At 63.8% G+C, this 13,580-nt stretch carries 13 protein-coding genes; 5 read left to right on the top strand and 8 right to left on the bottom strand.

Features of this window, described 5'->3' with window-relative positions; all coding sequences use genetic code 11:
* Nucleotides 1-110 precede the first annotated feature (110 nt).
* On the bottom strand, nucleotides 111-575 hold the full coding sequence (locus tag LDZ23_RS16430; protein WP_008353751.1) for an Lrp/AsnC family transcriptional regulator: 465 nt from the start codon (nucleotides 573-575) through the stop codon (nucleotides 111-113).
* A gap of 129 nt (nucleotides 576-704) precedes the next feature.
* Here LDZ23_RS16430 and LDZ23_RS16425 point away from each other — a divergent pair, with 129 nt between their 5' ends.
* On the top strand, nucleotides 705-1,328 hold the full coding sequence (locus LDZ23_RS16425) for a LysE family translocator (protein WP_008353752.1): 624 nt from the start codon (nucleotides 705-707) through the stop codon (nucleotides 1,326-1,328).
* A 1-nt stretch (nucleotide 1,329) separates the two neighbouring features.
* Here LDZ23_RS16425 and LDZ23_RS16420 read toward each other — a convergent pair whose 3' ends face one another.
* Nucleotides 1,330-2,559: an ROK family transcriptional regulator gene (locus tag LDZ23_RS16420; protein ID WP_008353753.1), complete on the bottom strand. Its 1,230-nt coding sequence runs from the start codon at nucleotides 2,557-2,559 to the stop codon at nucleotides 1,330-1,332.
* A 172-nt stretch (nucleotides 2,560-2,731) separates the two neighbouring features.
* Between LDZ23_RS16420 and LDZ23_RS16415 the strand changes: the two genes are divergently transcribed.
* Nucleotides 2,732-2,941 (top strand): hypothetical protein, encoded by a 210-nt coding sequence (locus LDZ23_RS16415; RefSeq protein WP_008353754.1) that lies wholly within the window; start codon nucleotides 2,732-2,734, stop codon nucleotides 2,939-2,941.
* Nucleotides 2,942-2,951: 10 nt separating this feature from the next.
* On the opposite strand, the gene LDZ23_RS16410 is transcribed toward LDZ23_RS16415, so the two are convergent.
* The 3 genes from LDZ23_RS16410 to LDZ23_RS16400 form a co-directional block, all read right to left on the bottom strand.
* Nucleotides 2,952-5,921, bottom strand: coding sequence for a putative bifunctional diguanylate cyclase/phosphodiesterase (locus LDZ23_RS16410; RefSeq protein ID WP_008353755.1), 2,970 nt, complete (start codon nucleotides 5,919-5,921; stop codon nucleotides 2,952-2,954).
* A gap of 154 nt (nucleotides 5,922-6,075) precedes the next feature.
* The gene (locus LDZ23_RS16405) at nucleotides 6,076-6,852 is read right to left on the bottom strand and encodes an N-acyl amino acid synthase FeeM domain-containing protein (RefSeq protein ID WP_008353756.1); all 777 of its coding nucleotides are present in this window, start codon (nucleotides 6,850-6,852) and stop codon (nucleotides 6,076-6,078) included.
* Between the two features lie 553 nt (nucleotides 6,853-7,405).
* Nucleotides 7,406-7,828, bottom strand: coding sequence for a hypothetical protein (locus LDZ23_RS16400; protein WP_008353757.1), 423 nt, complete (start codon nucleotides 7,826-7,828; stop codon nucleotides 7,406-7,408).
* Between the two features lie 325 nt (nucleotides 7,829-8,153).
* Between LDZ23_RS16400 and LDZ23_RS16395 the strand changes: the two genes are divergently transcribed.
* Nucleotides 8,154-9,374: an EAL domain-containing protein gene (locus tag LDZ23_RS16395; protein ID WP_144403698.1), complete on the top strand. Its 1,221-nt coding sequence runs from the start codon at nucleotides 8,154-8,156 to the stop codon at nucleotides 9,372-9,374.
* A gap of 12 nt (nucleotides 9,375-9,386) precedes the next feature.
* Here LDZ23_RS16395 and pip read toward each other — a convergent pair whose 3' ends face one another.
* On the bottom strand, nucleotides 9,387-10,376 hold the full coding sequence (gene pip, locus LDZ23_RS16390) for a prolyl aminopeptidase (RefSeq protein ID WP_008353760.1): 990 nt from the start codon (nucleotides 10,374-10,376) through the stop codon (nucleotides 9,387-9,389).
* Nucleotides 10,377-10,529: 153 nt separating this feature from the next.
* On the opposite strand from pip, the gene LDZ23_RS16385 reads away from it, so the two are divergent.
* Entirely contained in the window at nucleotides 10,530-11,243 is a 714-nt protein-coding gene (locus tag LDZ23_RS16385; RefSeq protein ID WP_008353761.1) for a lysophospholipid acyltransferase family protein, read from the top strand.
* Between the two features lie 7 nt (nucleotides 11,244-11,250).
* On the opposite strand, the gene LDZ23_RS16380 is transcribed toward LDZ23_RS16385, so the two are convergent.
* A complete protein-coding gene (locus LDZ23_RS16380) occupies nucleotides 11,251-11,769 on the bottom strand; it encodes a response regulator transcription factor (protein WP_235366236.1) in 519 nt (172 codons plus the stop codon).
* A gap of 53 nt (nucleotides 11,770-11,822) precedes the next feature.
* Entirely contained in the window at nucleotides 11,823-12,761 is a 939-nt protein-coding gene (gene pcaQ, locus LDZ23_RS16375; protein WP_034471860.1) for a pca operon transcription factor PcaQ, read from the bottom strand.
* Between the two features lie 115 nt (nucleotides 12,762-12,876).
* Here pcaQ and pcaH point away from each other — a divergent pair, with 115 nt between their 5' ends.
* Nucleotides 12,877-13,578 (top strand): protocatechuate 3,4-dioxygenase subunit beta, encoded by a 702-nt coding sequence (gene pcaH, locus LDZ23_RS16370; protein WP_033536333.1) that lies wholly within the window; start codon nucleotides 12,877-12,879, stop codon nucleotides 13,576-13,578.
* Nucleotides 13,579-13,580: the final 2 nt, after the last annotated feature.

The following is a 13,580-nucleotide window of genomic DNA, read 5'->3' as shown; positions in this document are numbered from 1 at the left end:
GACAACCCGCGTCGAGTTCACTTCATCTTCTTGTATATACAACTTACGTTGTATTAGGGGAATCCCGAGGCTTCCCATTCGAGCGATGTCGCTCCTTGTCTAGACAATCTTCACGGCAGGGGAAGCCCGCTGTCGCGTTTGACTTCACGCAGCGAGAGCATCGATTCCACGGCGGTGACGCCCGGCAAAGTCCGCAGCACGTCGCGCATGAAGATGCCGTATTCGTCGAGATCGCGCGCGATGATCTGAAGCAGATAATCCGCCGTCCCTGAAATGTTGTGGCACGACACGATGCGGGCAATGCCCTGAATTTCGCGCTCGAAGCGATCCGAGAGCGCGCGGTCGTGCACGCTGAAGCGCACCTGCGCGAACGCGACGACGCCCAGTTCCAGCGCCTTGCGCGACAGCACGGCGCGATAGCCGTCGATGAATCCCTCGCTTTCGAGACGCCTGAGACGGCGCGCGCACGGCGTTTCGCTCAGGCCGACGCGCTCGGCCAGTTTCGCGACGGGCATGCGGCCGTCGTGTTGGAGCGCAGCAAGCATCGCGCGATCGATGCGGTCGATTTCGGTCATGGTGCTATCCCCTTTAAACTCTTCTGATCTTAGAGGAAAGCTGCAACCCGACTCGCAAAATCGCCTCAAAAGACCATAAATCGCTCTTTCCGAAGTGGCACGATAAAGCCTTCTGAACAGGAGCGCATCATGGTTTCGGCACACTTGCTTTGGGTTTTCATCGGCGCGCTCGCGGTCGTCTACGCGCTGCCCGGACCGGACATGGCGCTCGTGCTGCAGACGAGCGGCACGCGCGGATTCCGCCACGGACTCGCCGTCGCCGCCGGTCTCGCCACGGCACGCGCGACGCACGTCACGCTGTCGGCGCTCGGCGTTGCAGCGCTTTTGCGCAGCGCGCCGTGGCTTTACGACGGCGTGCGTATCGCGGGTGGCCTATATCTCTCGTACGTGGCGATCCAGATCTTCCGCTCGCCCGCTTTCGGACTCGAAGCCGCATCCGGACACACTGCATCCACGCTGCGCTCTGCCTACGCGAAAGGCATTCTGAGCAGCATCCTCAATCCGAAGGCGCTGCTGTTCTGCTCCGTGCTGCTGCCGCAATTCGTGCGGCCGGAGACGGGGCCGGTCTGGTCGCAAGTGGTGGAATTGGGCGTCGTGCTGGTCGTTGTCGGCGTCGCGTTCGACCTGACGCTCGCGGCGGGCGCGGTGCGTATTTCCGGCTGGCTGCGCCGTCATCCGAAAGCGCAGACGGTGCAGCGCTGGACGTTCTCCGCGGCGCTGCTCGCATTCGCGGCGCGCCTTTCGCTCGAATGATTCAGACGTCGAGCGGCTTCAGAAAGAGCTCGTGCTTCGGCGCGAAGTGCGCGTAAAGCGGCAGGATCGCGCCGCCCATCGCGCGGGCGTCGGGGCCGATCTGCCCTTCGACGAGACGCGGCCGCGTCATGCCTTGCCAGTCGAAGTTGCCGAGCGCCGCATCGGTGCGGCCAATGACTTCGCGCAGCAGATTCCGGTCGATTTCACCGTCGATGACCACGGCTTCGAGATCGAGCAATGCAGCCGACGACGCGATGCCCGTCGCGATCGCGGGACACGTCTCGCGCATCCACGCTTCCGACAGCGCGCGCCACTCCGGCGACCACGCGCGCTCATCGTGCGCCGCGGCGGCCGGCGCGCCCGCCGCGGCGAGCGCCTTTTCCAGCACGTACACCGACGCCGTGTTGAGCAACTGCCCGGCGCGCTTGCCTTTCCCTCCGCCTCCGCCGACGAGCGGCAGCGATCCGATCGCGCCCGCATTCCCGCCCGGTCCCGCGTGCAATCGGCCATCGATGACAAGCCCGCCGCCGATGAACGTCCCGATGAACACATACAGGAAATCGCGCAGCCCGCGCCCCTGGCCCATCACGAGTTCGGCGGCGCACGCGGCGGTCGTGTCCTTCGCGAATTCGACCGGCAGCGCGGTCATCGCTTCGATGCGCGCGCGGATGTCGATGTCGTCCCACGCCGCGAGCGCGTCGGGCGGCGTGTCGAAGAAATCGCGCCAGCCGCCGATCCACAACGGCGCCGCGACACCGATGCCCGCGATCTTGCGCGCGTCGTCGCCGAGCGCGGCGGTGACGCGCGCGAGCCGCTCTTCCAGCGCGGGAAACAGCGTATGCGGATCCGGATACGGATACTCCAGCGTTTCGCGCGTGCGCACGTTGCCGGCGAAGTCCATCGACAGCACGTCGAGGCTGCGCCGCCCCACTTTCACGCCGATGGAAAACGCGCCGTCCGCGCGCAGCGAAATCGGCACCGACGGTTGCCCGATGCGCCCGCGCACGCGCGAACGCGGCTCTTTAGCGAGCAGGCCGTCTTCGATCAGATGATCGACGATCAGCGAAACCGTCTGCATCGACAGGCGCGTCATGCGCGCGACTTCGGCCTTCGGCAGCGCGCCATGCAGGCGGATTGCCTGCAAGACGATGCGCTCGTTGAACTGGCGCATGCCCAGTTGATTCGAGCCGATGGAGTGCATCGAAGCTTTGTGCGCGGGCCGCTCAGACATCGGCGCGTGCCTCGTGGCGCGAGCGTGCGCGCCGTGAGCGATTCATGTGTTTGTCCCCGCTGGATTAATTCGAGTCCTTTTATTTAAACATCCGCGCCGAATTTTTTCCGGATTTTTAGTCGGTTATGTTCGGGAGAGCGTCATCGCCGATCAACCTCGTCTTATCGAAAACATGAGCACCCTGGAAGCCCTTCACGCGATCGTCAACGACGAAAACGCGCCGCAAATCATTCGCGATCACATCGTCGATTCTTTGCAGTTCGCGCTGCGCAACCATCCCGGCTATTTCACGCGCAAGGAGATTCAATGGCTCGCGCAATGGGAAGACACGCGCATTCCCATCGCGGCGGCGAAGATTTTGAACGAGATGAAGACGGCTTGACGCGCGCCGCTCAGTGCGTGCCCGAGGCGCGCGCGTGCCATTCGTAGTCGAAGACGGTCGCCTGCACCGGCTCCGACAGGCTTTCGACGAAACCGATGACTTCCGGATCCTTGACGAAGCTCGCAGCCGAGCTCGCCGCGAGAATCGCCGAGCTGTCCTGCGGGCGCGCGACGAGGAAACCCTGCACATAGTCCACGCCGATCTCCTGCAGCGCGCGCAAGGTATCGATGTCCTCGACCCACTCCGCGACGCTGCGCATGCCGAGATTGCGCGCCAGCGCGACGATCGCCTCGACAATGGCGATATCGGCCGGATGCGCGCACATCGAGCGCACGAATTCGCCGTCGATCTTGAGCGCATCGGCGGACAGCGCCTTCAGATATTTGAACGACGTGTAGCCGGCGCCGAAGTCGTCGAGCGCGATCTTGCCGCCCATGTCGTGCACGCGCGCGATGAAACGCTGCGTGTTCTCCAGATCGTGCAGCGCGACGCTTTCCGTGATTTCGAGGCACAGGTAATGCACGATCGACTGATGCCGCGCGAAGAGCGCGAAGATGTCCTCCATGAACTGCTCGTCGTTCAGCGAACCGCCTGAAAGATTCACGCAAATGAACTGCGTGTTGCCGAGCTGATGCCGATGCGCTTCGATCCAGTCCAGCAGCGTCGAGATGACCCAGCGATCGATCGCCGCAATGTTGCCCGATTCCTCCGCCGCGACGATCACCTTGCCTGCAGGCAGCGTTGCGCCATCGGGCGCGCGCATGCGCAGCAGCACTTCGAAGTTGAGCGATTCGGTCGGCTTGGTGAGCGACATGATCGGCTGCATCACGAGGAAAAGTCCCGGCGGCAGGCGATTGCGCCCGAGCGTCTCGACGAGCTTCAGTTCCTCCGCGCGCTCCTCGAACGCCGCCGCGCCCTTGCGGTACGTGACGAGATGCGTGTGCGCGACCTTTTTCGCTTCCCGGCACGCGCGATCCGCGTGTGAGAGCGCGTCCTGCACGCGCACGCCCTGCGAGCATTCGACGAGACCGATCGACGCCTTCACCTGAAACGCGCGATTGCCGACCTGATACGGCGCATCCGACAAAATGGAGATGAGTTCGCGGCATTGCGCGATGGCGTCTTCGATCGACGTGTCGTGCATCACGCAGACGAACTCGTCGCCGCCGATGCGTCCGACCGGATAACTGCGCGCGAAGTGCGCGCGCGTGCGGGCCGCGACCTGGCGCAGCACTTCGTCGCCGCTGCGATGGCCGAAGAGATCGTTGACGAGCTTGAAGCGGTCGAGATCGACATAGGCCAGTGCCCACGGCAGCGTCTCTTCGCTTTGCGCGGCAATCGCCTTCTCGACGCCGCGCCGGTTGAGCGAGCCCGTCAGCGAATCGTGCTCGGCGAGAAAGCGAAGGCGCTCGACGGCCTTCGACCGTTCGGTCGTGTCCTGCAGCGAGCCTTCGATCCAGCCGTTCGAGCGGATTGCCTTCAACAGATAGCGGCGCTCGGCGGTGCCGCGTTCGGGCGAGCCGCCCATTTCGAGTTCGCCGTCGCTGCCCTTCGACGCGAGCGCCTGCAGCGCGCCCCACGCGCCGGCTTCGAAGTAGTCGTTCCAGTGCCGCACCTTGTAGTCGGCCTTTTGCAGATCGAGCATCGCGCGCAACGCCGGATTGGCGCGCACGAAGTGACCGTCGGAATCGAGCGTGAAGAGGCCGATCGGCGTGACTTCGTAGGTGTTGCGCAGTTCCATCTGCGCCTGGCGGCGAAAATCGCGTTCCGCGCGCATCTGCTCGGCGATCGCGAACGCCGCCATCATGCTCGACGACAGCGCGGCCATCACCGTATTGACGCCGCCGACGAGCACCTTCAGCCCGAAGGCCGCGCCGAGCACTTCGGAGAACGTGGAGAAAAGCACGATCGCGAGCGACGCGACATACCACAGCACGGTGCGCGAACGCGCCATCCACACGAGCCGCGCGAGGAAGAACAACAGCACGCATATGCCGAAACCCGCGATGACCCAGAGCGTCGGAATGAAAAGCTCATACGGCAACGCGATCGCGGCGGCGAGCAGCACAATGCCGACGTACTGAATGACGCGCAGCAGCCAGCGATAACCGACCACGCGCAACTCGCGCCGGAAAAGCTGTTGAAACAGCGCGGCCGTCAACAGGTAATAGGCCGCGAAGGTGATTTGCCGCAATGGCTGAATGTATTCGGTCGGCAATACGCGGCCGAGCCATTGCATGTCCCAGCCCATCGCATTTGCGCAGAGGCGCAGATTGCCGACGAGCCATACCGCGAAAATCACATAGGTCCATTCGTGATTGATGAGCGCCGTCACGAAGACGAATACCGCGAGCGTCAGCAAACCGCCGGCGATCAATCCGGAGCTTTCCTGAAAATCGAGCGCCGAATTACGGAGGCCTTGCCATTCCCATGTAAATGCGTTGATTTGCGCGGGTCCGGAAAATGTGCCCCGGCAGAGAATGTTTTCCGGTTCTTTCAATCGCCCGACGTGAATCGAGAAACCGGCTTTAACCGCGCGCATCTGGCCGCTGACGGATTCGCGGCTCGCCTCGCCGAGCGGCGCAAGCGTGTCCGCGTTCCAGCAGGCAAGCGTTTGCGCGTGACGCGACGGCAATTCGACGACCGTCGATGAATGCGCGCTCATGCTTGGCGTGGTGAAACTGAACCAGACCGGCTTTTCCGAAAGACGCGTGCTGTAGCGCGATACCGGCGTGACGCCTCGAAGCGCCACGAGCGCGTCGCCGGGATTCATGATCGCGGCTTTATCGGCGACGACGCGCAGTTGGAGCGGAACCGCGCCGCGCGTTTCGTATTGACGCGGAAGGAAATAGAGCGTGGCGATCGTACCGAGCAAAATCAGAAAAGGCACAGCGTAAACGGCGACCGCGTACAGCGCGTCGTCGATCCACGAGCCCGTGCGTCTGAATCTCGATAAGGAAGCTGGAATAACCGACGCCATTCTTGGAAAAACCCCCGTTTGCGCCCAGCGCGAAATGCGCCGGCGCAGACAGCGGCGGAGGCCGAAGCCCCGCGCGCCGCCGCTTTTGGCCAACCGGACCGCTCTTGGTCCGGTTATTCGCTATTACCGTCCTAAATACGATCGTCCGTTTCTTTTACCTGCCGTAAGCCATCAACGGAGCGTCTGGGCATCGTACCGGTTCCCAGTCAAAAGATAAATCTACAGAATGCAAATCGATGTCCGGGTGATGCGTGTTCACCATGTAATTGAAGAGCGGATGACGGGCTTCTTCCCAGCGCTGGCGCGCGGCTGCGACGTCCTTCGCGAGCACGCGATGCGGCAGCCCGCCGACATGCGACATCGGCAGGAATTTGTTGACGCCGAAAACATCCTTGAAGAGCATCGCCTCATACTCCCGATCCAGCGGCGTGCGCGCCGTGATCACCATGTAATCGATCCCGTGCAGTTCGCAGAACATCCAGAGCGCCTTGCACAGCGCCACTTTCACCACCCGCCCCACCATGCCGCCCGCGACGCCGAGACGCGTCGCTTCCGCGAGGCGGCTCGTCGCCAGATGATCCGGCAGACGCACCGACTGTTCGACGGCGAGCGGGCCGTACGCATTGGTCTGAATACGCATCGTCCCGAGCGGTGCGCCGTCGAGTTTCGATTCCGCGAGAAGCACCGCCGTGCCGCGATCGCGGTCCGACGGCTCGATCGTCATCTTTTCGGCGAATTCGGGCAGATGCCGCCCGTAGGCCGAACGTCTGATGCTCACGGCTTTCTGAAGTCCGCCATCGTCTTCGACGATACGGATAGTAAACGGCATGCGCTCCGTTTTCTGAAGCGCGGGGACGACCGTGAGAGTCGGGCGTACCGCCGATTCGGTCTGGTTAGCGGCGGCATTGTTGGCAAGGTTCAGACGTTCCATTTGTAAACCCCATTTTTTCTTGGCGATTGGAAAGGTGCCGCGTGTTGAGGACGTTTATTGGAGGGTTCCTTACACGGGCGGGTCGAGCCTCTCACGAAGTCGAAAAAGGGGGTGCGTGCTTGCCGCTGTTTCTCAGCAACTTTTGGGCTAATTCAGTGGAAGAAAGCTTCTAATCGGCGAAAAAGCCAATCGTCGGCCGCAGCCGCAAACCGAAATATGCATATGCCAGGAAGGTATATGCGCGCCCGATGAGGGTGAAAGAACGAGGGTAAGCAGCCACCGGCCGACGCGAGAGGCATTCAGGAGAATAGCGTTCGGCGAACAGTCGCGGAGCATCGCGTAAACGCTGGAAAACATTTAATAAAAGGGGTTCGGTAACGTTTGCTTACATTTTTCTTCGCAGATTCTGCGAAACCAAAAAAATGCAAAGTTTGGGATTGCCGAAAGGCGATCGGGGAGGACGAAAAAAGCGGGCGTCCTTCCGAAAGGACGCCCGCTCTATCACGACATAATCGTGTCGGCAGTATGAAACGCGCTGAAGCGAATTAAAAAATCAGTCCTCTTCGTCTAGCCAGGGGATATCCACGTCGGTAATGAACGCGACCATCGCGAGCGGACGGCCTTCCTGCCGCCCGATATTGCCGTCGGCGCGTTGCCACTCGCAGCGGAAAATCGTCGCGGGCGTGTCGGCGAGCAGCGTGATGGTGCGGATTTCGTCCGGATCGTTATCCTCGACCGGACCGTCGAGCGACACGAGCAATTGCTGCGGCCAGACGCCGTCGGCCGGATCGTAGATCTTGTCGCCGTCGTGGATGACGACGTGCGCCTCGACGCCGATCGTCGCCGACGCCTCGACGATCATCTTGCCGAGCGCGCGCAGCACCGCGGTGGCGCGGCCCGAGTTGGCCTGGCGGATCGCGAGATCGCCGCGCGTCAGCGCCTGCTCGAGTTTGGGGTTGGTTTTCTGTTGCGCCATCTATCTCTCTCAAGGGGTTCGTTGCGACTTTCGACGGGCACGGCCCGGCTTAAGTTGCACGCGGATCGTAGCATTGCACCAACAAAGATAGGTCGCGCGGGCGTCGGCGGCAAACCGGAGACGACAAAGCCCGCTCGACGCATGGACGGATCGCGCTCAAGTTTGCACGCGACCAGCCGATATTGCGCTCATCCCCACCGAAACGCGTGACTGCCGTGCCGTTCATCGACCTGACTGCTCCTTTGTGCGTTCGTCCGCCGGCGCTCGCTTCCCGCATGCCGTCTCCGGGCACCGCCGTGCGGCCGCCGCGACAGCGTCCCTGAACGTGCTGACCGGACATACGGAGATCGTCGACGGCATCACGCTGCGCACGCATCTGCAACCGATCTACAGCCTGCCGCACCAGCGCGAGGTGGGCTACGAGGCGCTGTTGCGCGGCGAAGCCGAAGACCGCGCGCTAGTCGGACCGTTCGATCTCTTCGCGCGCGCGATCGTCGCGGGCAAGCTGACCGAGCTCGACCGCATGAGCCATCTCACGCACCTGCGCAACGCGGCGCCGATGCTGCCCGCCGCGCACTGGCTCTTCGTCAACATCAATCCGGCGACCTTCACCGATCCCGGCTATGCCGCGCGGCTCGCGGCGGCCACGCGCGCATCCGGTCTCGCGCCCGAGCAACTGGTGATCGAAGTGCTCGAATCCGGCGGCACGGACGTCGCGGAAATCGCGCGCGCGACGCGTTCCTTTCGCGCGCAAGGCTTTCTCGTCGCGGTCGACGATTTCGGTGCGGGGCATTCCAACATCGACCGGCTGCTGACGCTGCGGCCGGACATCGTCAAGCTCGATCGCAGTCTCGTGCGGGCGAAAAGCGCTCACATGCGCGACGCGTTGCTGCCGAAGCTCGTCGATCTGCTGCACGAGTCGGGCATGTTCGTGGTCGCCGAAGGCATCGAGACGCACAAGGATCTGATGCTGGCGGCGCGCTCGAACGTCGATTTCGTCCAGGGCTATCTGCTCGGCATGCCGTCGGTGCGGCTCGCCGAGCGCGGCGCGGTCACGCCGCTTTTCGAAGACGTGTTCGACACGCTCGCGCAGATGCGCCGCACCGAGCGCCTCGCGGGCGATCTGCTTCTGCTGCCCTATCGCGCGGGACTCACGCAGGCGGCGCGGCGTTTCGCGTCGGGCGCGACGGCCGAAGCCTCTTGCGCCGACCTGCTCGCGCAGCCGTGCACGCTGAGTTGCTTTTTCCTCGATCAGGGCGGCCGCGAGTTCATGCCCGGCCTGGCGGGCGCGGCCGCGAGATCGCCGACCGCGCGGTTCGCGCCGATCGCCGATCCGTCGACGGGCCGCTGGGACAATCGTCCGTATTTCGTCGATGCGCACGCGAAGCCGCAGCAGGTCGTCGCGAGCACGCCGTATCTCTCGGTGACGGGCACGTCGCTATGTGTGACGCTGACGATCGCGACGCAGCGCAACGCCAAACCGGTCGTGATTGGCGTCGATCTCGACTGGCGTCGCCTGAGCGAAGCGGCGCCCGCGATTCTCTGACTCTTCAGCGTCTCAGGCGGTCGCGCGCTTCGTCCGCGCGATCGCATCGGCCAGCGCCGCCGCGCCCGCGCGCAGCGCCGCGACATTGCCGGGCTCGAAAGTCCAGTGTCCCGCCGCATTCACGACGGTCAGTTCCGCGCCCGGCCAGTGAGCCGCGAGGTCGAGCGCCTGATCGGCCGGACACACCATGTCGAAGCGGCCATGCACGATCCGGCAAGGCAGATGCGCAATCCGCGCGATGAGCGGCAAGAGCGGGATCGGCGGCAGCTCGTTCGCCATGTAGTGCCGTTCGAGCAACGCCATCGAGATCGCCGCCGCGTTCGCTTCCGCGCTCGGACGTTTCTCTTCCTCGGCCGGTTCCTTCTCGGGCTTGTTGACGACGGAAAGCGTCGTCTCGTACTGCGTCCACGCGCGCGCGAGCCGCGTGCCGGCTTCGTCGAAGCGCGCGAGCGGCGCTTCGGTCATCCGCAAAATGTCCTGCCCGTTCGCGGGACGCTGGCCGCACGCCGCCTCGATGGCATCGAGGAACGCGCGATGCGCTTCCGGAAACACGCGCCGCACGTCCCATAGAAACCAGTCGATGTCCTCGCGCCGCGCGAGAAAGATGCCGCGCAGCAGAAAGCCCGTGCAGCGCTCGGGATGCGCGACGCCATACGCGAGCCCGAGCGTCGTGCCCCACGAGCCGCCGAAAATCGCCCATTGCTCGATCTGTAACGCGACGCGCAGCTTTTCCATATCGCCGACGAGCGCATCGATGCCGTTCGCTTCCAGCTTGCCGAACGGCGTGGACTTGCCGCAGCCGCGCTGATCGAAGAACACGACGCGCCATTTGTCCTGCTCCAGCACCTCGGCCCATTTGACGTTCATCGCGCCGCCGGGGCCGCCGTGCACGACGAGCATCACCGGCGCGTCGCGCGGGCCCTGCGCGCGCCAGTAGATCGAATGACCGTCGCCCACGTCGAGCATGCCTTCGTCGAACTGCACCGGCGTCTGATTTTCCATTGCGCTGTTTCCTTGCTGTGTGTTTCGTCGGGGTCCATTGTTGCATCGCTTCGATGACGCCGCATGACGCGAAACGCCGATCCGGGGCGTTTCACCCGATACGCTATGCTTGCGGATTCCCGCCGTTCATCCCACAGTCATTCACGAATCCCGATGCGACGCACCCTCGTCAAGTGGCTCTTTGCAACCTATCTGCTGGGCAGCGGCATCGTTTGGTCGATTCTGATCCTGCCGCTCTTTCCGTTCGTCGGCCGCAACGGACGTTACCGGCTCGCGAAGCTCTGGTGCCGCGCGATGGTCGTGATGATGCGCGTCATCACCGGCGTGACGTGCTCGATCGAAGGTCTGGAGCATCTGCCCGACGGGCCGTGCATCATCCTGTCGCGTCACGAATCGACGTGGGAAACGCTTTCGTTCATGGCGCTCTTTCCGCGACGCATCAGCTTCGTGTTCAAGCACGAACTCATGAACATTCCGTTTTTCGGCTGGGTGCTGCGCGGGCTCGACATGGTGAGCCTCGACCGCGGCTCGATCCGTCAGGCGCATACGGCCGTGACGCGCGAATGCGCCGCGCGGCTGAAAAAGGGCGATTCCGTCGTGATCTTTCCGGAAGGCACGCGCGTCGCGCACGATGCGCCGCTCAAGCTGGCGTCGGGCGGCGTGCGTCTCGCGTGCGCGACGAAGGTGCCGGTCGTGCCTGTCGTCCACGACGCGGGCAAGGTCTGGCCGGCGAAAGGGTGGCCGGATCGCGGCGGGCATATCCGCGTGATCGTCACGCCCTGCCTGCCGCTCGACTGCCAGATTCCGCAGGAATTGAACCGCCTCGCGCAGTCGCAAATGGACGATGCGCTCGCCGTGTTGCGCTAGACGGCGCTCAATACGGCGGACGTTTCTTTGCGGCGCACAAGCGGTTCACCGCGGCGATCAGCGTCCCCACGTCGACGGGCTTGCGCAAATAGCCGTCGTAGCTGACGAACGCCGGCGGGTTCGGATGCCCCGAAATCATCAGGAAAGGAATGTGCGCGAGCGACGCGTCGTTCTTCATCGTCTGGCAGAGCAGCGCGCCGCCCAAGCCCGGCATCATCCAGTCCGATACGACGATGTCCACGCTCTGTTCGCCGAGTATCGATAACGCCTTGTTGCCGTCGAACGCGCATAAGACATTGCAATCCTCGCCTTGCATAGAGAGGGTCCAGGCTTCGATGGTGGCGGGGTCGTCGTCGACGAGCAGTACAGTCTTCATCTTGCGAACTTGTTCGAGTGCGGCGCGTTTGTGCGGCGGGAGGTGCAGGACAAAGGCTGCCGGCAACATCGGTAGTGACTGCCGCCAAGGCCGATGGTTGCCGTCACCGCTTATCTGCAGCTTTTTGTCATAGTATTTCTTTCGCGCCAAATCTGCGCGGTAAATGCTGCTTCAGCAACTTGCGCGCCGCCCGGCGTCGGCGGTCATTTGCTCCCGGCGCGCGAGCGGCCGGCGTCGCGCAGTGCGTCGACGAGCGCCTCTTCCACCGGCGTGCGCGCGGCGTCGTTGCGGCGGATCAGGCCGATGGGCTCGTCGGTGCCCGCGAAGGGCATCGGCAGCGCGGCGAGCAGTCCGAGGCCGATGTCCTGCTCGACCGCGCCGGCCGGCACGAACCACACGGCGTCGTTGTTCATCGCGAGCGCGCGCCCAAGCGACACCGACAACGTTTCGACGAGCGCCGTCAGCGCGTGCGCGCCGAACGCGGTCAGCACGCTTTCCGCCGATTGACGGATCAGCGTGCCGAAAGGCGGCACGACGATCACGAACCGCGCGAGCAGCGCGGGCGTGAGCGGCGTTTCGAGCGTCAGCGGATGCTCGCGCCGCACGACCACCGCGAGCGGCTCGCGATAAATCTGCTCGAAGGACAGCCCGTGCATCGCTTCCGGCTCGGACAAGCGTCCGACGACGAGATCGACGTCGCCCGCCTTCAGCTTTTCCAGCAAGAGCGCGTTGGAATCGGTCCAGACGGACAGCGACACCGCCGGCCACTGCTGCCGGAACGATGTCAGCGCGGGCGAAAGCAGCACCGGCGCGACCGTCGGCAGAACGCCTATCGAAATGGATCCCGGCACGTCGCCACGTTCCCGCAGAAGCATGTCGACGCCCTCGCGCAGCGACGCCACGCACGCGCTCGCGTGCGGCGCGAAGAGCCGGCCCTCGCGCGTAGGCACCGCGCCGCGCCGCCCACGCTCGAACAGCCGCACGCCTAGAATGGATTCGAGCTCGCCGATCGTTTTGGAAACGGCGGGCTGCGTGATCGACAGACTATCGGCGGCGCGCTGCACGCTGCCGAGTTGCGTGACGGCCAGAAAACACTGGAGATGCCGGAACTTGACGCGGGTGTTGGTGAAATCGGTATCCATGACGATCCGTTATGCAAGATGGCACGAAACATCATTTTCCATAACTTGTGTCGTTCTATAAAGTAGCCGTCAGAAACATCCTATTCAACTTCCACAAATACAGGAGACAGTCGACATGACCTCCCCCATCCTCACACCGCGTGACTGGGAATCCCATCCCGCGTATCTGTCGCCGGGTTACCGGTCGTCGGTCCTGCGCAGCCCCGGTTTGCCGCTCATTCCGCTGAAGGAAAATCTGCGCAACCGCCGCGTGCCGGTCTACGGTGCTGAAGACTTGGGCGTGCTCGACAACGACCTCACCCGTAACGCCGCGAAAAACGGCGAACCGCTCGGCGAGCGGATCATCGTGACGGGCCGTGTGCTCGACGAAGGCGGCCGTCCGGTGCGCAACACGCTCGTGGAAGTGTGGCAGGCGAACGCCGCCGGCCGCTACGTGCACAAGGCGGACCAGCACGATGCGCCGCTCGATCCGAACTTCCTCGGCGCGGGCCGCTGCCTGACCGACGACGAAGGCCGCTATCGCTTCATGACGATCAAGCCGGGCGCGTATCCGTGGGGCAACCACCCGAACGCGTGGCGTCCGCAGCACATCCACTTCTCGCTCTTCGGCGAATATTTCGGCTCGCGCCTCGTCACGCAGATGTATTTCCCCGGCGATCCGCTGCTCGATCTCGATCCGATCTACCAAGGCATTCCCGAGCACGCTCGCAAGCGTCTGGTTTCGGCCTTTTCGATCGACACGACGCAGGAAAACTACGCGCTCGGCTACGAATTCGACATCGTGCTGCGCGGCCCGGACCAAACGCCGACGGAGTAACC

The organism is Caballeronia zhejiangensis (assembly GCF_022879815.1).
Taxonomy (GTDB): Bacteria; Pseudomonadota; Gammaproteobacteria; order Burkholderiales; family Burkholderiaceae; genus Caballeronia; species Caballeronia zhejiangensis.
Note: the sequence above shows the minus strand (reverse complement) of the source record. Positions and strands in the feature narration are given on the sequence as shown.